Origin of the sequence: Dokdonia sp. 4H-3-7-5, assembly GCF_000212355.1 — a bacterium.
GTDB lineage: Bacteria > Bacteroidota > Bacteroidia > Flavobacteriales > Flavobacteriaceae > Dokdonia.
The window spans coordinates 121,478-144,487 of sequence record NC_015496.1 but is presented as its reverse complement, the minus strand read 5'-3'; the positions used below and the strand labels follow the sequence as shown (position 1 = coordinate 144,487).

Genomic DNA, 23,010 nt, shown 5'->3' with positions numbered 1-23,010 from the left:
GCTAGCAGAGCCGTCTACTCGATTACCACACGTTATTTCTTAAGAATCAGTTTTAATATTTGTGTTACCTAGTTTTTTTTCAATAAATGAGCTTTTTGGATATGGAATGTGTCCCGTTGGTTTTCCATTTTTTATCCACCAATTCTTTTCATCAATTTCATATTGTAAATATTTTTCATTCAGAATTTTTAACTTTTCTATCATTGGAAAATCAGGCGTTCCATCATATTTATTTCCTGTAACAGACCAATCCATTTCAATTTTCAATTCAAGTAATTCCGATAATAACTGATATTTAACCTTTGCATCATTAGGTGAGCCTACAGTAAGATAGTTTTGTAAAGGATATCTGCCTTTATAGGTTTTATTAATGTCTAATCCTTTTTGTTCTATTAAATATTTAATTATTTTGGATTTTCTAGCAGATGAAAGAAGAACATCTGTATTGCATCCTTTTTTAATAAGATGTTCTATTTTTGATATGTCATTAATATATTTATGTGGAATGTTTGCGTTTTTAATTTCTTCAGGTTGAACATTACAAAGCACTTCTACTACTTCCTTAAATCTATTAAAACCTAATTCTGGATTGTTGGGTGTATGAAATAGATGAGTTTGAATAATTTTATTCTCTGTACAGTAGGGTTTTTCAAATTTGAAGTTTGGATTATATTCTTCATCAGACCATTCCCATAAATCTAAAGAATTTAGGAATTCTTTAAAGGATTTTGTTTTTACTTTTACTATTCCATCACCTCCTGAATAATTTGCAAAATATATTTGTCCAAAATCATTTTCGCTTAAATGAAAGAAATAGATACCTCTTTCCCCTAAAGCAAAAACTAAGAGTAAATCCTTATTTAAGTTATGTGGTTCAAAATCTTCTTGGTCAATATCGTTCAGAGTATAAGTCATTGGATATTGCTTTTGTAAAATTACATCACCAATACTAAGAAATCTCTCAATTCCCCATAATTCAGAATTATTCTCAGATGGAATTGTTGGCCAATTTGGATATGAAATTCCTCCATTATTTTCAAGTAAAAACTCTTTATATTCTAAAGGAAATTTCGTGTTCCAAATTTTTTCCGCCTTCTCAATCTCTGCATTACTAATATCTAATTCATCTTTACAAATTTTCAGGTCTTTCATTTTCTAATGTGTGGTAACAGGCCACTGCATAAAGCGAGTGCGGCATTTTGCTGGATAGCCTGTATTTATTTGTTTATTAATTGATTGTCTAAATATACAGTTATTTGTGGTTCTGTCGCCGCGCGTGGAGCTTTCAAAAATGTCTCATTCGCTTTATGCTGTAGTTGTGGCTGGTTGCAACAACGTTTGAGCTTTCTATTCTTTAGATGTGTACCCTAGACATTTTTGAGCAGTGGCCTGTGGACGGCTGATTGGTAGGGTGGGAGCTTTAAAATCCTTGCGGATTTGCTCTAACTTGATCTATACCCAACTCTTCGATATTTCAACGACTTTTGAGGTGTTCTGATTTTGAAGCGGAGCCATACGATGGCGGGAATTTGCAAGTATGCTATTGCCTTGGATGTGGCTTATCTTGAGATGAAAAACATGTCCTTTGGCAATCAGCCGTCCACGTTGTTGTATAAGAATAGTTGCGGGCGAAAATGGCTTTATCCATTCGGTTGAGCACAAGCCGATTTTTACAAAGTCCGCTTTTTATTTTTTTCTTATCAAAAGTCGGATTTGTAAAAATTCGGCGACTTCAAAATATACATTTACTTTTAATTAAGCAAAAACTCCCGCATTGCTTATATACTTTGTGTGTGCCCAGTATGGGCATCTTTAGACTACTTATTAAAAGTAGTTTATTTATCTAGAGGGTGCAAGTCCCTTATGGGCAGGGGTAACGCCTTGAACCATTAGTAAGCTGCAAGGTTGCTAGTTGTGAAGCTAGGACTGAAGAAAGCAGGACTACAAATCTCGGTACTGACGAACAGGAACCGTATATGAGGCATAATTATTTGGGTAAGCAAGCACATCATTGTTACGCCCTAAATAGTATCAAAAGGGTAATTATGTAGATACGGCAGGGATTGAGAGAAAGAAGATGTTCTTACCTGGGGAGGTCTCTATAACCAGGAGTTGGTCTATTAGAGAAGTCAGCAGAAGTCATAGTAGCTAAATCCTGATATTTTAGTGAAGGACAGAACAATAATTGTCTTTAATGACCAAAGGTGTTGTTTTATGCTACGGATAGTTTTCTAGTAAAACAATAGCCTTCGATTAAGCGAGACAGCAATTCAAATTATGAGTATTGATTAAACAAGTAACAAGCAAAAAGAATCTAAACGAAGCCTAGGCGCGAGTGTATCGTAACAAGGGATCTGCTGGAGTGGATAACGTTTATATTAAAGAGCTAAAATCTATACTACAGATTCATGGAAAACAATACATTTCGCACATAGAAAGAAAGCGCTATCAGGTGTCTCCTATATTAGGTGTTGAAATCCCTAAAAGCAATGGCAAGAAACGATTACTCGGTATTCCTACAGTTGTTGATAGAGTATTTCAGCAGGCATTACATCAAGTATTGCAACCTTTATTTGAGCCAGACTTTCAAAAGCATAGTTACGGGTTCAGACCACAACGTAATGCCCATCAAGCCACGGCACAAAGCCTTTTAAATATCAATGCTGGTTTTCAAGATATAGTAGATATAGATTTAAAGAGTTTCTTTGATGAAGTATCACACTGTATACTTCTAGAGTTGATTTACAAAAAGGTACAGTGCAAAGCCACGATGCGGTTATTGCGTTCATTTCTTAGAGCGCCTATACTGATTAACGGTCGATTACAAAAACGAAGAAAGGGCGTGCCTCAAGGTTCGCCATTAAGTCCATTGCTTTCTAATATTCTGCTCAATGAGCTTGATAAAGAATTAGAGCAACGAGGACATCGTTATGTAAGATATGCCGATGATTTTAGTATTTACGTTAAAAGTAAAGAGGCTGCAAAGCGTGTAGGTAACAGTATCTATAAGTATTTGCGAGACCACCTCCAACTTCCCATAAATAGGGTAAAGAGCGGTGTGCGGAGACCTTTAGATTTCCAAGTATTAGGCTTTGGATTTGTGCCAACGTCTAAGAAAGGGGAAAAAGGGAAGTATCAGCTTGTGGTAACTAGGCTAAATGGCAAGATTTTAAGTCAAAACTTAAATACCTGACCAAAAAGACGATACCTGCAAGTTTTGATGAGCGTATCAACCTATTAATACGTGGCTGGATAAATTACTTTAAACCTGCCTCCATTCAGTCGAAGCTTAAGAAGCTAGAAGAATGGCTAAGAAACCGATTGAGGTACTGCATATGGCATCACTGGAAGAAACCAGAACGGAAGCGTAAAAACCTAATCCGTTTAGGAGTAAACTTAGACCACGCCTATGCTTGGAGTCGCACAAGAATGGGAGGATGGGCAGTCGCTCAAAGCCCTATACTAGGCGCTACAATTACTATTAAGCGGTTAAAAATGAGAGGTTATGTTAGTCTAATCGAGTACTATAAACGAACTGTATAATTATTGAACCGCCGTATACGAGACCCGTACGTACGGTGGTGTGAGAGGCGCACTCTGCTAGTTGCTAGCAGAGCCGTCTACTCGATTACCCACAGGTTTTTTATTCATATATCATTTTCCGAACACTTTTTTCAGTCCGCTTTATATATTCAGCGTACTTTTCCTTTTCAGATTCCGTTGTGTAAATCAGTTCGTTATCTTTATAGTAAAATAAGCGTTTAGTTTCAGTGCCTTTATTCCTTCCACGATTTTTAAATTCGGTCAATTTGGCGAATATCATTTTTCCATCTTTGTAATAAAACTCAAATTCGTCATAACCTTTTTTTGCTGTTTGGCTATATTTAATTCGCAAAGGTGGGTTGTCATTTTGATTTTCATAAAGATAGTATGCTGTCCAACCTCCATTTTTTCTGAATATGCTTTTGTAAATAATTGGTCCTTCTGCAATTCCTTCGTTAAAATCTTTTTCGGTTAGATTTATTTTAGCAACTTCTCGAGTTATTCTTGTTATTTTATTCAGATCTTCAACATGCGCATCATTATTTTGTCCGACCAAAGTCAGAGGGAAAAATAGAATGATTATTATATTTCGTAATGTTTTTTTCAACTTGTGGGTAACGGCTACGTATATGAAAAGTAGCACTGAAAGTAAGCGATAAATTTCGGATTATACACAAGCCAATTTTTTAAATTTTACTAATTATTTTATTTTTGGGAATTTGTCAAATTTAAAAATTTGGCGACTTTCCAAAAATGCCCAAACCTTTCTGTTTGCAATGACTTGCGCTATTTTTTATATACAATGTTGTGAGCAGTGCTTTACTCGACTGCTAATTCCTTACTAATAATTTCAATGAATTTTTCATTCCATTTTTTATAGTCGTGTCCACCATTAAACTCATTAATTTCCGCCGTTATATTTAGTTCCTTATATTTTGATTTTAAAAAGTCCGCATCTTCTTTTAGAAAGAAAGGTTCTTCACTCCCATACTCTAGAATTAGTTTTGGATAATCTACGTTAGGTTTCCAAATATTCGTTTGAATATCTCCACCAAATGTTGAAAAACAAAGATATGTTCCAATAGTATTTGGGTAATTATTTAACATACTTAATCCAAAACCTGCACCATTAGAAACACCATAAAAATATCTACTATCCTTAGTGGAATTTTGGTTAAATTCGTTTTCAATAGATGTAATTAGCTCATCTTTAAAATATTGCATATGTTCTTTAAACCTATTTGCCAATTCTGGTTTTATGGATTCAATAAATGGATGATTTACATATTCATAATTTCGATACTGCAAATAAACTTTCTTTCCATTACCAGTTTTAGTTGAAGTGCTATCAGCTATTTTACCATTAGAATGACTTCCAACATAAATTATAGGCTTAATAATTTTATTTTCAATTAAAGAATCTAAAGTTTTTTTGATGAAACTGTTCTCAATTTTATTACTCCCGTCGGTTGCGTATAAAATCGGATACTGTTTTTCTTTTGTAAATCTTTTTGGTAAATAGACATTATGTTTTCGATATTCGTTTAAATGTTTACTAAAAATTGAATCAGTGAAAAATTCGGATTTCGAAAGGGTAGCTGTTTTTTTTGAGTCGCAAGAAATTGATAAAACTCCTAAAATTCCAATTATTATTATTTCGATTTTTATTCTCATTCAATGTTTTTTTCGCATTGCTCACAACGTTTATATAAACGCAAGTTATTACATATTAGTCATATATCATACCCATACCAGGTGTATAAACGAATGTTTTTACTTAATCCTAGCAATCTCGATTTTCAGCGTATAAACGCATGTTTTCAATTGTAAACGTTTGCAAACGGCTATTTGAATACTTGTTACAAGTCGCAATAATCTACCAATAGACTTGGTCGTGTGATATCACATTTTCGCGAAAGCGTACAGAAGAGGCTAGTTGGTTATTTTGGTAAGGGACTTGATGCTCACTGCTTCTTTACAGTTATCTAGTTCCATCTTGAGATCGTTTCCTGCTTCGTCTTGTCCTGTGATTACAAAATAACCACAAGGCTCACGGCGAGGTACACTCTCTCCAAAATCTACATCCCCTAGTTTAAATAAACGGTTTATAGTGACCGTATCTAGTTGCATACTAGCAAGTGACTGTGTTGCTTCTGGGGTGAGCTTATAAGGTTTTACACGCAGGTTTTTAAGTACACGTTCTTGTGGAAAGTAAGCACAACTGGTTTTTTTACCGCTAAAAAAGAAAGCAAGTAAAATAAGCCCAATGGAAAAGCCACCGAGGTAATATCCTATACGTTTAAGAATGTGCATTGCGTTACTAGAAGATCAAAAGGTTGATGTCTCGGTAAGAAAGGTCAAACCAATCTGCTACCGATTTTTTGGTTAAAATACCGTGGTAAAAATACAATCCATTTTTTAATCCGCGGTCGTAGCGTAGCTTATTTTCTATACCGCCTTCCTCTGCAATGTCAAGTAGGTAAGGGGTAAAAATATTACTGAGAGATACAGATGCCGTACGGGCAAATCTTGCAGGAATATTAGGCACACAATAGTGCGTCACGCCATGTTTCTTATACGTTGGTTTATCATGCGTAGTAACTTCTGAGGTTTCAAAACAACCTCCCATATCGATACTTACATCTATAATGACGGCGCCGTTTTTCATACCTTCTACCATGCGCTCGCTCACAATGACCGGTGCGCGGTTTGCACCTCGCACAGCACCTATGACTACGTCACAACGCTTGAGAGCTTTTACAAGATTCTTAGGCTGTAGGGTAGAGGTATATAATGGTCTGCCTACATTAGTCTGTATGCAGCGTAGTTTTGTGATAGAGTTGTCAAAAATCTTCACATTTGCTCCTAGTCCGATAGCAGATCGCGCGGCAAACTCGCCTACGGTGCCTGCTCCTATAATCACAATCTCTGCTGGTGGCACGCCGCTTATGTTACCTAGCAGCATACCGGTGCCTGTTTCTGGGCTAGACATAATCTCTGCCGCCATTTGTACGGCTGCGGTACCTGCAATTTCAGAGAGTGTGCGCACGGCAGGATACGTGCCGTCCTCGTCTTTTATAAACTCAAAAGCGAGTGCAGTGATACGCTTGCTAGCAAGTTTTTCAAAATATTGTTTCTTCTGGGTTTTGATCTGTAAGGCAGAGATAAGTACCGTTTGTGGGTTCATCATCTCTATTTCTTCTAGGGAAGGCGGTTCTACCTTAAGAATCATAGGGCAAGAAAACACTTTGGCAGTGTCTTGGGTAATTTCTGCTCCGTTTTCTGAGTAGTCCTTATCTGTGTACCGAGCTCCTTTTCCAGCTTTAGACTCCACCATCACGCGGTGTCCATTTGCAGTAAGTGCTCCCACAGCATCAGGGGTTAAGCACACCCTGCGTTCTTGAAAGTGTGTCTCTCGCGGAATCCCAATAAAGAGCTCTCCTCGTTTCTTTTCGACCTCAAGACATTCCTCTTGAGGAAGCAACATTTCTCTAGTAAAAGGTGAGCTATTGGTTTCCATGTGTGTTTGTATGCGATTACCCAAAAGTAAGGAATAATTTAAAATATAGACTAGATATAAATCAAGACGCAGCTGTAGGGTGAATTGCAGTATTGAACTAGTACAGCGTGGTATAATTATTAGTGAATTTTTTAACTCTACGCTGTAGCTATGTGTCTAATAAAACTATTTTTTTAAAATTCAATTCATCATCTTAATTGGCCTAAGCAAGTTTTACGTAAAAAATGATGTGAGCTTAAGGTTAAGCAAATTAGCTACAGCTGAGTATATAGTTTAAGCTATAAGTTCATATCGATAAAGAAAATATTTATTTAATAAGATGATGCTTTTAATTTGTGCTTAAGCGAGGGAAATTTTTAGTAAAGTTTGATTAAGCCTAGCTTTTTTTGGTTCGTTTTTTTAGCGATGAAAAAAATGAACAATTTTTATAAAATTTGGTAGATTATAATTTCGTTGATTTAATGCGCTGTAGTTCTCTAATCTCCCAAGTTTTAATAGTAGATAATTAATAACATAGTTACGTTTCTTGAAGTAAATGCGAAACAGCTTTCGCGAAAGCGTATAAAACCACATTGCCAATAATCTGTAAAGGCATTCTCGCGTCTGTCTTGTAAAAAGTATCTTTGCACCCACAAAAGAAGATTATGAAATACGCTGAAAATATATTAGGAACGATAGGAGACACTCCTATGGTAAAAATGAACGCACTTGTAAAAGACCTTCCTTGTCTTGTGCTAGCAAAATATGAAACTTTTAATCCTGGAAATTCTGTAAAAGACCGTATGGCATTACAGATGGTAGAAGATGCAGAGGCTGCCGGGATTCTTAAACCTGGAGGGACTATTATAGAAGGTACTTCTGGTAATACGGGAATGGGGCTTGCCCTTGCTGCTATTATTAAAGGATATAAAATGATCTGTGTAATCTCAGACAAGCAGTCTAAAGAGAAGATGGATATCTTGCGTGCTGTAGGTAGTGAGGTGGTAGTGTGTCCTACAAATGTAGAGCCAGATGATCCAAGATCTTACTACTCTACATCAAAAAGACTTGCCGAAGAAACACCAAATAGCTGGTACGTAAACCAGTATGATAATCCTTCTAACTGTAAGGCACACTTTAATAGTACAGGACCAGAAATCTGGGATCAAACAGATGGAAAGGTAACGCACTTTGTGGTAGGTGTAGGAACAGGAGGTACCATCTCTGGGGTAGGAAGCTATCTTAAAATGAAAAACCCAAATGTAAAAGTATGGGGAATTGATACGTACGGTTCTGTATTTAAAAAATATAAGGAGACAGGGATTTTTGACGAGAATGAGATTTACCCATACATCACAGAGGGAATAGGGGAAGATATATTACCACTTAATGTAAACTTTAGCATCATCGATGGTTTTACAAAGGTGACAGATAAGGATGCTGCGGTATACACAAGACGCCTTGCTAAAGAGGAAGGAATGTTCTTGGGGAATTCTGCTGGATCTGCAATTAAGGGGTTGTTACAACTTAATGAGGAAGGAAAATTTGGTCCAGATGATGTTGTTGTTGTATTGTTTCACGATCACGGAAGCCGTTACGTAGGTAAAATGTTTAATGACGACTGGATGCGTGAGCGCGGCTTCTTAGACCAAGAATATAAAGTAGCAAGCGATTTAATCCAGAATCATATAGATAAACCACTCGTTACTGTAAAGACAGAGGAGCTTGTGTCACACGCTATAGAGCGCATGCGTGATTATAAAATCTCACAAATCCCTGTAGAAGATGTGACAGGTATTGTAGGTTCTGTAGATGAGGGTGACCTCTTTAGAGCATATATGGAGAACAACGAGGTGGCAGATTTACCTATAAAGGATGTAATGGGAGCAGCGTATCCTATTGTACAGAAAAATGCTACTGTAGCAGAGGTTTCAAAGCTTATCTCAAAAGAGAATAATGCAGTCTTAGTAGATCTGGGTGATGGTAAACATCATATCATTACAAAGCATGATATTATTAATGCTATGTAATTAAATAGTACTTTTTAGAAAAAAACGCGGGACGTAGTCTCGCGTTTTTTTTGTGCGCTATTGTGATGTTATTATCATTTGTGAATTACGTATTTTGTTAGTAATCAGAAAGATGTATTTTAGCTTTGAGAAATAAGCTCCTATGCAAGAAGACTTTTTACATTACTTATGGAAATTTAAGAAGTACGCTTTCGCGAAAGCAGAAACAACCACAGGATTACCCATTACATTAATCAACGTAGGACAACATAATCATCTCGCCGGTCCAGACTTTTTTAATACTACACTTGTAATAGGTGATCAAAAGTGGGCTGGAAACGTAGAAATACATTTAAAATCTTCAGATTGGTATGCGCATAATCATGAGGTAGATGCTGCTTATGACAATGTGATTCTGCATGTAGTGTGGGAGCATGACGTAGAGATTTACAGAAAAGACAATACTGCCATCCCAACTTTAGTACTCAAAGACCTAGTTGCCGAAAAATCATTGCATAATTATAAGGAGCTCTTTAATAATCAGTCAAAACAATGGATTAATTGTGAGAATAGCATAAGAGAGGTGCCAGAGATGATACAAAGCAACTGGCTTGAACGTCTCTATTTTGAACGCTTAACGCGAAAAACGGAAGACATCACACCTATGCTTAACAAGGTAAACGGTGACTGGGAAGCGGCACTTTTTGTGTTGCTCATGCGTAGTTTTGGCACTAAAGTAAATGCAAATGCCTTTCAATCCATCGCCGAAAAACTTGACTTTTCTACCATTCGTAAATGCGCTCAAGAACCCTTTAGACTAGAAGCATTATTATTAGGCATAGGTGGATTATTACCAGAAAACACCCTAGACTCATACCCAATGCAATTACAAGGAGAGTTTGAGTTTGTATCTCATAAATTTCAAATAGCTAGTGATGGTGTATTGCCGGTACAATTCTATAAGTTGAGACCAGACAACTTCCCGACAATACGACTATCACAAGTGGCGCAACTCTACCATAAACACCTGAATTTGTTTCAGAAGATGATGTCTGCTTCAACTATTGCTGAGTTATACGATCTATTTGATATAAGAGCCTCCCAGTATTGGGATACACACTATTCTTTTGGGAAAGATCAGAAAAAACGTGCTAAGAAGCTATCGTCTTCATTTATAGATATTATCATCATAAATGCAATTATACCACTACGATTTTCATATAATCAATACCTAGGGAAAGATGAGAGTGAGGTGCTGCTGTCTATGATGCACGCTATCAGGCCAGAATGTAACAGTATTATCAAAAAGTATAACACCTTAAGAGATCGCGCACAAAATGCTCAGGAAACCCAAGCGTTACTAGAATTAAAAGCCAACTACTGTGATCTCAATAAATGTCTATCCTGTGCCGTTGGTAATTATTTAATTAAGCATTAAAATTAAAGGAGGTTTATAAAACCTAAAAAGGTGTGATCATCAAAATGAACACACCTTTTTAAAAAATAACTCTACTCAGCTAGAAATTAAGAGCATTTGTAATTTCTATACAAAATTCATTTTTAATAAATTTAGCTAATTGAAATTGGATTAAAATAAACCTATTTTAAGCTGTTGTTTGAATTTCATGTTGCAACTAGTTGTCTTTGGTTGCAAAATGCTCTTAAATATCTTTAAATTGAATTTTGTGTAAAAAATCTAGTTTTAAAACTCTTAGTCTTTAAATTCACTTACAAAGTGCATTTTTACAGATGGATACTTCTGTTGCGTCATCTGTAATGTAAAAGGAGAATCTGCTAGAAATACGAGTTGGCCTCTTTTGTCTTTTGCCATAAAACGTTGTTTTACTCGTAAAAATTCTTTGAATTCTTCACTTTTTGGATCTTCTGGGTCAACCCAGCAAGCTTTTGATACACTTAGAGGTTCGTAGGTGCACTTAGCTCCGTATTCGTGTTCAAGACGGTATTGTATTACTTCATATTGTAATGCTCCTACAGTACCTATTACTTTACGACCGTTAAGTTCTAGCGTGAATAATTGAGCTACACCTTCATCCATAAGTTGGTCAATTCCCTTAGCAAGCTGTTTAGACTTCATTGGGTCTGCATTATTGATATATCTAAAGTGCTCAGGAGAGAACGCAGGTATACCTTTATAATGCAGCTCTTCGCCAGAAGTAAGTGTGTCACCTATTTTAAAGTTACCAGTATCATGCAGTCCCACAATATCACCTGGATATGAGATGTCTACAATCTCCTTGCGCTCTGCAAAGAATGCATTAGGACTTGAGAATTTTAATTTTTTCTTGTTTCTAACGTGCAGGTATGGCTTGTTGCGTTCAAAAACACCAGAAACAATTTTTATAAATGCAAGCCTGTCTCTGTGTTTAGGATCCATGTTTGCGTGAATCTTGAATACAAAACCAGAGAAGTCTTTTTCGTCAGGTTGTACTAGGCGTTCTTCACTCTTTTTTGGACGTGGTGGTGGAGCAATTTTCACAAAACAATCTAGTAATTCCCTTACTCCAAAATTATTAAGAGCAGAACCAAAAAATACAGGTTGTTGCTTTCCATCAAGATAATCCTGCTGATTGAAAGCAGGGTATACTCCTTGTACTAGCTCTATCTCTTCTCTAAGATTATCGGCAGCTTTAGGGCCTACGAGCTTATCAAGCACTTCATCTTTAAGATTTGAGATTTTGATGGTTTCCTCGATATTTTTTCTGCTGTCTCCACTAAAAAGGTTAACATTTTTCTCCCAAAGGTTGTAAATTCCTTTAAAGTCATACCCCATACCAATAGGGAAACTTAAAGGAGTAACTGAGAGGTGTAGTTTTTCTTCTATTTCATCTAGTAGTTCAAAAGCGTCTTTACCCTCACGATCCAGTTTGTTTACAAAAACAATCATAGGGATGTTGCGCATTCTACATACTTCCACTAGTTTTTCTGTCTGTGGCTCTACACCTTTTGCAACATCTACTACCACGATAACACTATCTACAGCAGTTAATGTTCTAAAAGTATCCTCTGCAAAATCCTTGTGACCAGGAGTATCAAGGATGTTTATTTTAATGCCATTATATTCAAAAGCAAGAACAGAAGTGGCTACAGAAATACCACGCTGGCGTTCTATTTCCATAAAGTCACTCGTAGCTCCTTTTTTAATTTTATTAGATTTTACAGCCCCAGCTTCTTGAATCGCTCCACCAAAGAGGAGTAATTTTTCAGTAAGTGTTGTCTTTCCTGCATCTGGGTGAGATACAATTCCAAACGTTCGGCGACGGGCTATTTCTTTTTTAAAACTCATAGAATTCACTAATATTTTAGAGTGTAAAGATACTATATAGTGTTAAGGAATAAGAAGTATATTTGAAAGCTACTTTAAAGGTAATTTTGACTGAGTTGAGGGTGGTTTTAGGCGCTTTCGCGAAAGCTGATTTGATTTTATATTGGGCGATTTTTCAATGATAATAGTTAGAACTTATTATATAGAAGATTGGTTTTTGTGTAGTTTGTCGATGATAATAAGTAGCATAACTAATACATTGAAAAGTAAAATTGTAGATGTAATAATCGCTTTATATTTGGACACCCAACTTAGAATGACATAAATTGACTAAATCTCAAATGAGGTTTACTATGGTTTCGATTTTTTTTGATTTTTTGTTGTGGTCTATTCTATTGCAAACCTGCATCAAAATGTAATGTGTGTCTCACATTACTTTAATCACTGAAACTTTATTAAACCAAACCTGAGTCGAATTAATTTCGTGCTTAAAATGTATAATTATGCGTTTGCATAATAATTGAATAAGATGAAAAGAAAATTACAATTTGCTTCACTCCGAAGTTTAACTATGTTACTCCTAATAGGGAGCTTTAGTGTTTTAGGAACATTTGAGATGCACTCCCAAGTTATAGGGCAACAAGAAGCCTCAATTACTCAGGGTGTCACCTTTCAATGGGAGGATGATCAAGATGTCAATGGGGATAATGATATTGATAATACAGAAAATAATAGATCTGCAACCATACAGTCTATAACGGTAGGTAATGATGTGTTTAACACCTTCGTGGCTCCTTCTGGTTATCAACTCACGAGATTGGGTGGAAATGGGAATATTGCTGCCAGACATAGTAGGAATGGGATAGTACTTAATCGTACTACACCACCTTTTAGTGGAGAAGTTATTGGTACAAGTGCAAGTGCAACTTTTGATCCTACAGACACTGGTAGTGCTTGGGATAATGCTGCTCTCGCTGCTTTTCAAGATAAAAATTTAAATCACTATTTTACTTCAAATGGTAATGGGCAAAACATCTGTGGTAATTTTAGTGGTGTTGTGGATACGGGTAATGCTCAAAAACAGACATTATTTTATAATCCACCTATTCCTTCTAACCAAGATGGTATCATCGCTATTACAGAGCGTGGTGGTAATAACTGTTTTTATATACGTTTTTATGGTACTAAATTAGGGTCAAATACAGAAACGATACTTGGAGATACTTTCGTTAGAACATCCGGAGACCTTAGAGGTGGTGATGGTCCTAATCCACCGGCACCGGGATCTGATTATTGGGAGTCTGATAGGGAGATTGAAAATAGCCAATCCATTGCTATAGCGCTGTTTGAATTAAATAGTGTGGCACCTACAGGTTCGAAAATTACAAGAGTTGAATTTGTGGCTGCATCTTTAGATGATGGTGATGGTAAATTATTTATTCTTCAGAAATATGCCGTAGATCAATTAGAGATAGGATGCCTTAATGAGAAGTTTGAAGGAAATATTGATCTTTCAAATAATGTTCCTCAGGGTTCAACATACTCTGTGGTGAGTGGTCCTTCTCCTGCCGGTGAAGCATTTAATTTAAATAGCAATGGTACTTTTAGTTATACACCACCTGCTGGTTATACCGGTAGTGTAGTATTTGAGTATCAAGTGTGCTTGCCTGCTCCTAACTCCAGTGTGTGTGATACTGCATTTGTAACGCTTGATTATGTAAGCCCTCCTGAGGCTGCAATTATAGATTTAGATTGTAATTCAAACGGAACTACTAATTTAATTGTCACGAGTCCACTAGGTAATAATCTTGAATACTCTATAAACAATGGACCATTCCAGTCCGACACAACTTTTTCAAATTTATCTGAAGGTAGTTATGTTGTAACTGTAAGAGATAAAAATACTGGATGTTCCCAAGCATCTGTATCTGGATTTGTTATAGAGAATCTTGAAGTCGCTATACCTATTGATGTAGCTGATGTAAGTTGTTTTGGAGGTAATGATGGAGCTATAAATCTTGAGCCATCTGGAGGCAAGGCACCTTATGAGTTTGAATGGAGTAACGGAGCAACTACAGAAGATCTTAGTGGTTTGAGTGCGGGAACATACACAGTCGTTGTGACAGATGCTTATGGTTGTGAGCTTGAGGCAACTGCAGTTGTAAGTGGACCTGCTAAGGCAGTTTCAATCAAACCTAATACAGTAATTACAGCTGTATCTTGTTTTGAGGGTAACGATGGTGCTATAAATATTACGCCGGATGGTGGAACTCCTCCTTATACATATGTATGGAGTAACGGTGCGACTACACAAGATATTTCTAATCTTGAAGCGGGATCATATACGGTTACTGTTATAGATGCTAATAACTGTGAAGCTGAAAGTACATTTAGTGTAGAACAGCCTACCGCAGCATTGTCAATAACTGATACAATAACTAATGTGTTGTGTAATGGTGATGATAGTGGTGCTGTACAATTAACAGTTAGTGGTGGTACAGCTCCTTATACTTATGAATGGAGTGATGGATCAACTACAGCAAACTTAGAAGATGTTACTGCTGGAAGTTATTCGGTAGTGGTTAGAGATGCTAATGATTGTGAAATTCAGGAGTCTTTTACAATTACAGAGCCAGACTCTCCACTAAGTATAAATCTTACTAGAGAAAATGCTACAACTGCACAGAATTGTGCAGATGGCACTGCTATTGCTGCAGTAACGGGAGGAACAGCTCCTTATACTTACTTGTGGAGTAACGGAGCAACGGTTGCAACAATTTCAAACCTTGCGGATGGTACGTATTCTGTAACAGTGAAAGATGCAAATGGTTGTGAAATAACACAGAGCGTTGTTGTAGACTGTATTAATACGTGTGATGCAGTTATAGCAATAGGGACTGTGAGAGATGTACTTTGTGCTGGTGAGGAAACTGGTTCTACTACGGTAAGCGCTAGCTCGGAAGCTAATCCTGATGCGCTTTTTACTTTTACTTGGAGTAATGGAGATGTAGATGCTGGTGTTACTTCTAGTACCTTAGATAATATTGGTGCCGGGGTTTATACAGTAAGTGTTACTATAGATGGGACAGTGTGCCAGCCGGTAGAACAGAGTGTAACAATATCAGAGCCTAGTTCTGCAGTAGGAGTAACAATTGTTACTGAAGATGAAACTGGACCTGGTTTGTCAAATGGTGAGGCTAAAGCAACTGCAACTGGTGGTGTGGCACCTTATACGTATTCTTGGAGTACTGGCGCAACTACTGCAGAAATAAATAACTTAAGTCCTGGTGATTATACCGTAGAGGTGACAGATGCTAATGGATGTACAGTAGAGAATACTGTGACTATTAATCCAGGTAGTTGTAATAATTTAGCAATTACGACAGGGGTAGAGGATGTGACTTGTAATGGTTTTTCAGATGGTTCTATTATATCAACAACAACTGGAGGAAATGGACCATTTACCTACTCTTGGAGTAATGGAGCTACAACAGAAAATATCAATAATGTAACTGCAGGTTCATATACGGTTACTGTTACAGATTCTTTTACAAATTGTACAGCTCAGTCGACTGTTACAGTAAATGAGCCTACAGTATTAAGTGCAGGTATTGCTGTAAATAATGTATTGTGTTTTGGAGAATCAACAGGTTCTTTAAATCTTACAGTATCTGGTGGTACTCCAGATTATACATACGAGTGGAGTGGTGGTCAGACTATTGAAGATTTAACTGCTTTACCAGCTGGAAATTATTCGGTTATTGTTACTGATGGAAATGGTTGTACAACTACAGCTCAAGCTGTAATCAGTCAACCAGCTAGTGCGGTAACAGCTGATGTTTCTAGTACAAACGAAAATGGTGCTACGGCAAATGATGGTACTGCGACTGTTTTACCAGAAGGTGGAACTATGCCTTACACGATTTTGTGGAGTAATGGAGAGACTACTAATACTATTGATGGTCTTGATGCTGGGGATTATGCAGTTGTCGTTACAGATGCAAATGGATGTACATATGAAGAGACTATTACTGTAGCTTCGACAAATCAAGTACCCGCTCCAGTTAATGATTCAGCAACAACAAGCGAAGATACTGCTGTGGCGATTAATGTTACAGATAATGATAGTTTTGGGTCAGATGGTCCAAATGATTCAGTGATAGTTATTACAGAACAACCAGAGAATGGATCTGTAACTGTTGATGATGGTGGAACTCCAAATGACCCAACTGATGATACTGTACTTTATACTCCAGAACCTGATTTTAATGGAACTGATACCTTTGAGTACGAAATTACAGACAGTAATGGAGATTCTGAGACGGCTACTGTAACGGTAGTGGTTACTCCAGTGGATGATGTAGTTTCAGATACTTCAAATACAGATGAAGATGTACCTGTTGAAATAGATGTATTAGGGAATGATACTTTCGATGAAAATGCTGATGTGGCAATAACAGATGTTACGGATCCTGCAAACGGAACAGTAGAGATCAACGATAATGGCACTGTAACCTATACTCCAAATCCTGATTTCAACGGAGAAGATACTTTTGAATACACGGTAACAGTAACGAATCCAGATGGAACAACTACCACTGAGACAGCTATCGTTACCGTAACGGTAAGTCCTATTGTAGATGTCGCTGATGATGCGGAGACTACGCCGGAAGATACTCCTGTGAATGTAGATGTGTTAGGTAATGATACTTTTGAGGGTACCAATAACGAGGTAACAGATGTTACGGATCCTGCAAACGGAACTGTAGTTATCAACGATGATGGCACTGTAACCTATACTCCAGATCCTGATTTCAACGGAGAAGATACTTTTGATTACACAGTAACTGTAACAAACCCTGATGGAACAACAACAACTGAAACTGCTACTGTAGTAGTAACAGTAACTCCAGAGGAGGATGTAATGGATGATGCTGCGACAACACCAGAAGATACACCAGTAGATATTGATGTATTAGAGAATGATGGTTTTGATCCTGCTGCCGATGTAGCAGTAACAGATGTTACGGATCCTGCAAATGGAACTGTAGTTATCAACGATGATGGAACTGTAACTTACACTCCAGATCCTGATTTCAACGGAGAAGATACTTTTGATTACACAGTAACCGTAACAAACCCTGATGGAACAACAACAACTGAGACTGCTACTGTAGTAGTAACAGTAACTCCAGAGGAGGATGTAATGGATGACGCTGCGACAACACCAGAAGATACACCAGTAGATATTGATGTATTAGAGAATGATGGTTTCGATCCTGCTGCTGATGTAGCAGTAACAGATGTTACGGATCCTGCAAACGGAACTGTAGTTATCAACGATGATGGAACTGTAACCTATACTCCAGATCCTGATTTCAACGGAGAAGATACTTTTGATTACACAGTAACTGTAACAAACCCTGATGGAACAACAACAACTGAGACTGCTACTGTAGTAGTAACAGTAACTCCAGAGGAGGATGTAATGGATGACGCTGCGACAACACCAGAAGATACACCAGTAGACATTGATGTATTAGAGAATGATGGTTTCAATCCTGCTGCTGATGTAGCAGTAACAGATGTTACGGATCCTGCAAACGGAACTGTAGTTATCAACGATGATGGAACTGTAACCTATACTCCAGATCCTGATTTCAACGGAGAAGATACTTTTGATTACACAGTAACTGTAACAAATCCTGATGGAACAACAACAACTGAGACTGCTACTGTAGTAGTAACAGTAACTCCAGAGGAGGATGTAATGGATGATGCTGCGACAACACCAGAAGATACACCAGTAGATATTGATGTATTAGAGAATGATGGTTTCGATCCTGCTGCTGATGTAGCAGTAACAGATGTTACGGATCCTGCAAACGGAACTGTAGTTATCAACGATGATGGCACTGTAACCTATACTCCAGATCCTGATTTCAACGGAGAAGATACTTTTGATTACACAGTAACTGTAACAAACCCTGATGGAACAACAACAACTGAGACTGCTACTGTAGTAGTAACAGTAACTCCAGAGCAGGATGTAATGGATGATGCTGCGACAACACCAGAAGATACACCAGTAGATATTGATGTATTAGAGAATGATGGTTTCGATCCTGCTGCTGATGTAGCAGTAACAGATGTTACGGATCCTGCAAACGGAACTGTAGTTATCAACGATGATGGCACTGTAACCTATACTCCAGATCCTGATTTCAACGGAGAAGATACTTTTGATTACACAGTAACTGTAACAAACCCTGATGGAACAACAACAACTGAGACTGCTACTGTAGTAGTAACAGTAACTCCAGAGGAGGATGTAATGGATGATGCTGCGACAACACCAGAAGATACACCAGTAGATATTGATGTATTAGAGAATGATGGTTTCGATCCTGCTGCTGATGTAGCAGTAACAGATGTTACGGATCCTGCAAATGGAACTGTAGTTATCAACGATGATGGCACTGTAACCTATACTCCAGATCCTGATTTCAACGGAGAAGATACTTTTGATTACACAGTAACTGTAACAAATCCTGATGGAACAACAACAACTGAGACTGCTACTGTAGTAGTAACAGTAACTCCAGAGGAGGATGTAATGGATGACGCTGCGACAACACCAGAAGATACACCAGTAGATATTGATGTATTAGAGAATGATGGTTTCGATCCTGCTGCCGATGTAGCAGTAACAGATGTTACGGATCCTGCAAACGGAACTGTAGTTATCAACGATGATGGAACTGTAACTTACACTCCAGATCCTAACTTCAACGGAGAAGATACTTTTGATTACACAGTAACTGTAACAAACCCTGATGGAACAACAACAACTGAAACTGCTACTGTAGTAGTAACAGTAACTCCAGATAATCCATCACTAGATCTATTTAAAGAAGGTAATTATGAAGATACAAATGAAGATGGGGTAGTAAATCTTGGAGATTCTATTATATACAACTTTATAGTATTCAATAATGGTGATGTTCCACTTAGTAATATTACTCTAACTGATGAATTAGTTGAAGTAATGGGTGGACCTATAGATCTTGAAGTTGGAGAAAGTGATTCGATGACATTTACAGCGATATACGCTATTACTCAAGATGATATTAATGCAGGAGCTGTATATAACCAAGCAATTGCTACTGGTGAAGATCCAGCTGGAGAATTAGCAACAGATGCATCTGAAGATCCAACCGGTATAGATCCTAATAATCCTCTTAACGATCCAGATTGTATGGAATGTACTATTACAGTTCTTAATCAAGATCCGGAAATTGCAATTGTTAAGACTGGACTGTTCAATGATCAAAATGGAGACGGTTTCGCTCAAGCTGGTGAGACAATCACTTATAACTTCTCTGTGACAAACACTGGAAATGTTACAGTAACTAATATTGTTGTAACAGATCCATTAGTAACAGTAACTGGAGGTCCTATTGATTTAGTGCCTGGAACTAGTGATGATACTACGTTTTTAGCTGAATATGTCTTAACACAAGAAGATGTGGATGCAGGACTAGTAGAAAACCAAGCACTTGCAACTGGTCAAGATCCAAATGGAGATGATGTAGTAGATACTTCTGATGATAATAGTACAATAGAAGGGGAAGAGGATGTAACAATCACAGATTTACCAGAAGATCCAGGAATGATAGCAATAGTTAAGACTGGAACGTTCAATGATGAAGATGGAGATGGTTTTGCTCAAGCTGGTGAAACAATCACTTATAACTTCACAGTGACAAACACTGGAAATGTAACCGTAACAAACATTGTGGTAACAGATCCATTGGTAACTGTAACTGGAGGTCCTATAGATTTAGCACCTGATGCTATTGACGCTACTACATTTGTAGCTCAGTATGTATTAACACAAGAAGATGTAGACGCAGGAATGGTAGAAAACCAAGCCCTTGCAACTGGTCAGAACCCTAATGGAGATGACGTTGTAGATACATCAGATGATGATAGTAGTGTAGAAGGTGAAGAAGATGTGACAGTCACAGATTTACCAGAAGATCCAGGAATGATAGCAATAGTTAAGACTGGAACGTTCAATGATGAAGATGGAGATGGTTTTGCACAAGCTGGTGAGACAATCACTTATAACTTCACAATTACAAACACTGGAAATGTAACAGTGACTAATATTGTTGTAACAGACCCATTAGTAACAGTAACTGGAGGTCCTATAGATTTAGCACCTGATGCTATTGACGCTACTACATTTGTAGCTCAGTATGTATTAACACAAGAAGATGTAGACGCAGGAATGGTAGAAAACCAAGCCCTTGCAACTGGTCAGAACCCTAATGGAGAAGACGTTGTAGATACATCAGATGATGATAGTAGTGTAGAAGGTGAAGAAGATGTGACAGTCACAGATTTACCAGAAGATCCAGGAATGATAGCAATAGTTAAGACTGGAACGTTCAATGATGAAGATGGAGATGGTTTTGCTCAAGCTGGTGAAACAATCACTTATAACTTCACAGTGACAAACACTGGAAATGTAACCGTAACAAACATTGTGGTAACAGATCCATTGGTAACTGTAACTGGAGGTCCTATAGATTTAGCACCTGATGCTATTGACGCTACTACATTTGTAGCTCAGTATGTATTAACACAAGAAGATGTAGACGCAGGAATGGTAGAAAACCAAGCCCTTGCAACTGGTCAGAACCCTAATGGAGATGACGTTGTAGATACATCAGATGATGATAGTAGTGTAGAAGGTGAAGAAGATGTGACAGTCACAGATTTACCAGAAGATCCAGGAATGATAGCAATAGTTAAGACTGGAACGTTCAATGATGAAGATGGAGATGGTTTTGCACAAGCTGGTGAGACAATCACTTATAACTTCACAATTACAAACACTGGAAATGTAACAGTGACTAATATTGTTGTAACAGACCCATTAGTAACAGTAACTGGTGGACCGATTGATTTAAATGCTGGCGCTTCAGATGCTACAACTTTTAGTGCTATTTATACTATTACGCAAGCAGATATTGACAATGGCGGAGTAACAAATCAAGCACTTGCAACAGGACAGAATCCTGATGGCGATGATGTAACAGATACTTCAGATGACGATAGTAATCTTGAGGATGATGAAACAATCACTACGTTCCCAACAGACGAAGGAGCGATTGCATTAATCAAGACTGGATTCTTTAATGATGAAAGCGGAGATGGTTTTGCGCAAGTAGGAGAGACGGTGACGTATAACTTCACCGTAACGAACACAGGAAATATAACGATTACAAATATTGTGATCAATGACCCATTAGTGACTGTAACTGGTGGACCGATTGATTTATCAGCAGGGGAAGTAGATACTGATACTTTTAGTGCAGTATATACATTAACTCAAGCCGACGTAGATGCTGGAGGAGTAACAAATCAAGCGGTAGTTACAGGGCAAAACCCTGATGGCAATGACGTATTAGATACTTCAGATGACGATAGTAACCTAGAGGATGACATAACTGTAACAGACTTGCCTCAAGGAGCTAGCATAAGTTTAATTAAAACTGCTGTATTTAATGATGTTGACGGTGACGGATTTGCTCAAGTAGGCGAAACCATTACTTACAACTTTATAGTTACAAATACAGGAAATGTAACCGTCACAAATATTATCATTGAAGACCCATTAGTAAATGTAACTGGCGGACCTATCGACTTGGACCCAGGTGAGACAGATAGTACAACATTTGTAGCTATTTATACTATAGTTCAAAGTGATATTGCTCTTGGTTATGTTACGAACCAGGCTATTGCAACAGGGCAAGATCCTGATGGTATTGATGTTGTTGATATTTCAGACGATAATAATAGTGTCGAAGATGATGAAACAGTTACTAATCTTCCAATTAAAAGTTCAATAGCTTTAGAGAAAGTAGGAACAACTGTCGATATTGATGGTGATGGTTTAATTCAGGATGGAGAAGTAATTCAGTACACATTTACTGTCACTAACACAGGATCACTTCCATTAAATAATATTTCAATAACTGACCCATTGGTAACAGTTGATGGAGGACCTATATCATTATTACCTGGAGAATCAGACAGTACTACATTTACAGCAACCTATGTAGTAACCCCTCTTGATATAGCAAACGGATTTGTACTAAATCAAGCTGTAGTAAACTCCATCGATTCAAATGGTCTTGACGTAACTGATTTATCTGATGACCCTAACAATGATGAGAACGTTGATCCAAATATGGATGGTAATCCAGATGATCCAACACTTACTACATTTGAAGGAGTTCTTAATATTTTTGATTTGGAAGTATTTAATGGAATATCACCAGATGGAGATGGGATAAATGATTTCTTTATTATAGAAGGAATTGATGCTTTCCCAGAAAATAATGTACAGATATTTAACAGATGGGGTGTACAAGTTTTTGAACAAGATGGTTATACAAATAGTCCAACTACTGGTTTTAAAGGTATTTCAGAAGGTAGAGCAACTATAAGTGCCGATAATTTATTACCAGCGGGCACTTATTTCTACCTCATTTCTTACCAGACACCAGACGGTTTGAGAAGGAAGAGTGGATATTTATACATTAATCGTTAATATAAATTACGCTTTCGCGAAAGCGTTATAACAACTAACATAAATAATA

9 protein-coding genes and 1 pseudogene are annotated in these 23,010 nt (G+C 37.4%); 4 read left to right on the top strand and 6 right to left on the bottom strand.

Features of this window, described 5'->3' with window-relative positions; all coding sequences use genetic code 11:
• Positions 1 to 39: 39 nt before the first annotated feature.
• A complete protein-coding gene (locus KRODI_RS00600) occupies positions 40 to 1,152 on the bottom strand; it encodes an SMI1/KNR4 family protein (protein WP_013749619.1) in 1,113 nt (370 codons plus the stop codon).
• 1,183 nt (positions 1,153 to 2,335) lie between these two features.
• Here KRODI_RS00600 and ltrA point away from each other — a divergent pair.
• Positions 2,336 to 3,543: pseudogene (gene ltrA / locus KRODI_RS00595) on the top strand (group II intron reverse transcriptase/maturase).
• A 100-nt stretch (positions 3,544 to 3,643) separates the two neighbouring features.
• Here the strand turns inward: ltrA and KRODI_RS00590 are convergent.
• The 4 genes from KRODI_RS00590 to KRODI_RS00575 form a co-directional block, all read right to left on the bottom strand.
• Positions 3,644 to 4,150: a hypothetical protein gene (locus tag KRODI_RS00590; RefSeq protein WP_148235978.1), complete on the bottom strand. Its 507-nt coding sequence runs from the start codon at positions 4,148 to 4,150 to the stop codon at positions 3,644 to 3,646.
• A 212-nt stretch (positions 4,151 to 4,362) separates the two neighbouring features.
• Positions 4,363 to 5,217, bottom strand: coding sequence for an alpha/beta hydrolase (locus KRODI_RS00585; protein WP_013749617.1), 855 nt, complete (start codon positions 5,215 to 5,217; stop codon positions 4,363 to 4,365).
• Positions 5,218 to 5,475: 258 nt separating this feature from the next.
• Positions 5,476 to 5,856, bottom strand: a complete 381-nt coding sequence (locus KRODI_RS00580; RefSeq protein WP_013749616.1) for a hypothetical protein — start codon at positions 5,854 to 5,856, stop codon at positions 5,476 to 5,478.
• A 7-nt stretch (positions 5,857 to 5,863) separates the two neighbouring features.
• Positions 5,864 to 7,063 (bottom strand): alanine dehydrogenase, encoded by a 1,200-nt coding sequence (locus KRODI_RS00575; protein WP_013749615.1) that lies wholly within the window; start codon positions 7,061 to 7,063, stop codon positions 5,864 to 5,866.
• Between the two features lie 644 nt (positions 7,064 to 7,707).
• Between KRODI_RS00575 and KRODI_RS00570 the strand changes: the two genes are divergently transcribed.
• Positions 7,708 to 9,072 carry a pyridoxal-phosphate dependent enzyme gene (locus tag KRODI_RS00570; protein ID WP_013749614.1) on the top strand — a complete coding sequence of 455 codons (1,365 nt, stop codon included), beginning with the start codon at positions 7,708 to 7,710 and terminating at the stop codon, positions 9,070 to 9,072.
• Positions 9,073 to 9,214: 142 nt separating this feature from the next.
• Positions 9,215 to 10,489: a DUF2851 family protein gene (locus KRODI_RS00565; protein ID WP_013749613.1), complete on the top strand. Its 1,275-nt coding sequence runs from the start codon at positions 9,215 to 9,217 to the stop codon at positions 10,487 to 10,489.
• 273 nt (positions 10,490 to 10,762) lie between these two features.
• Here the strand turns inward: KRODI_RS00565 and KRODI_RS00560 are convergent, their stop codons facing one another.
• Positions 10,763 to 12,355: a peptide chain release factor 3 gene (locus KRODI_RS00560; RefSeq protein ID WP_013749612.1), complete on the bottom strand. Its 1,593-nt coding sequence runs from the start codon at positions 12,353 to 12,355 to the stop codon at positions 10,763 to 10,765.
• Between the two features lie 550 nt (positions 12,356 to 12,905).
• Here KRODI_RS00560 and KRODI_RS15475 point away from each other — a divergent pair.
• Positions 12,906 to 22,961 carry an Ig-like domain-containing protein gene (locus tag KRODI_RS15475; protein WP_041295573.1) on the top strand — a complete coding sequence of 3,352 codons (10,056 nt, stop codon included), beginning with the start codon at positions 12,906 to 12,908 and terminating at the stop codon, positions 22,959 to 22,961.
• The last annotated feature ends 49 nt before the right edge of the window (positions 22,962 to 23,010 follow it).

Excerpts from the sequence above, each read along its gene's own strand:
- KRODI_RS00565 (WP_013749613.1), top strand. The coding sequence starts at position 9,215 with ATGCAAGAAGACTTTTTACATTACTTATGGAAATTTAAGAAGTACGCT.
- KRODI_RS00570 (WP_013749614.1), top strand. The coding sequence starts at position 7,708 with ATGAAATACGCTGAAAATATATTAGGAACGATAGGAGACACTCCTATG.
- KRODI_RS00575 (WP_013749615.1), bottom strand. The coding sequence starts at position 7,063 with ATGGAAACCAATAGCTCACCTTTTACTAGAGAAATGTTGCTTCCTCAA.
- KRODI_RS00585 (WP_013749617.1), bottom strand. The coding sequence starts at position 5,217 with ATGAGAATAAAAATCGAAATAATAATAATTGGAATTTTAGGAGTTTTA.
- KRODI_RS00560 (WP_013749612.1), bottom strand. The coding sequence starts at position 12,355 with ATGAGTTTTAAAAAAGAAATAGCCCGTCGCCGAACGTTTGGAATTGTA.
- KRODI_RS15475 (WP_041295573.1), top strand. The coding sequence starts at position 12,906 with ATGTTACTCCTAATAGGGAGCTTTAGTGTTTTAGGAACATTTGAGATG.
- KRODI_RS00580 (WP_013749616.1), bottom strand. The coding sequence starts at position 5,856 with ATGCACATTCTTAAACGTATAGGATATTACCTCGGTGGCTTTTCCATT.
- KRODI_RS00600 (WP_013749619.1), bottom strand. The coding sequence starts at position 1,152 with ATGAAAGACCTGAAAATTTGTAAAGATGAATTAGATATTAGTAATGCA.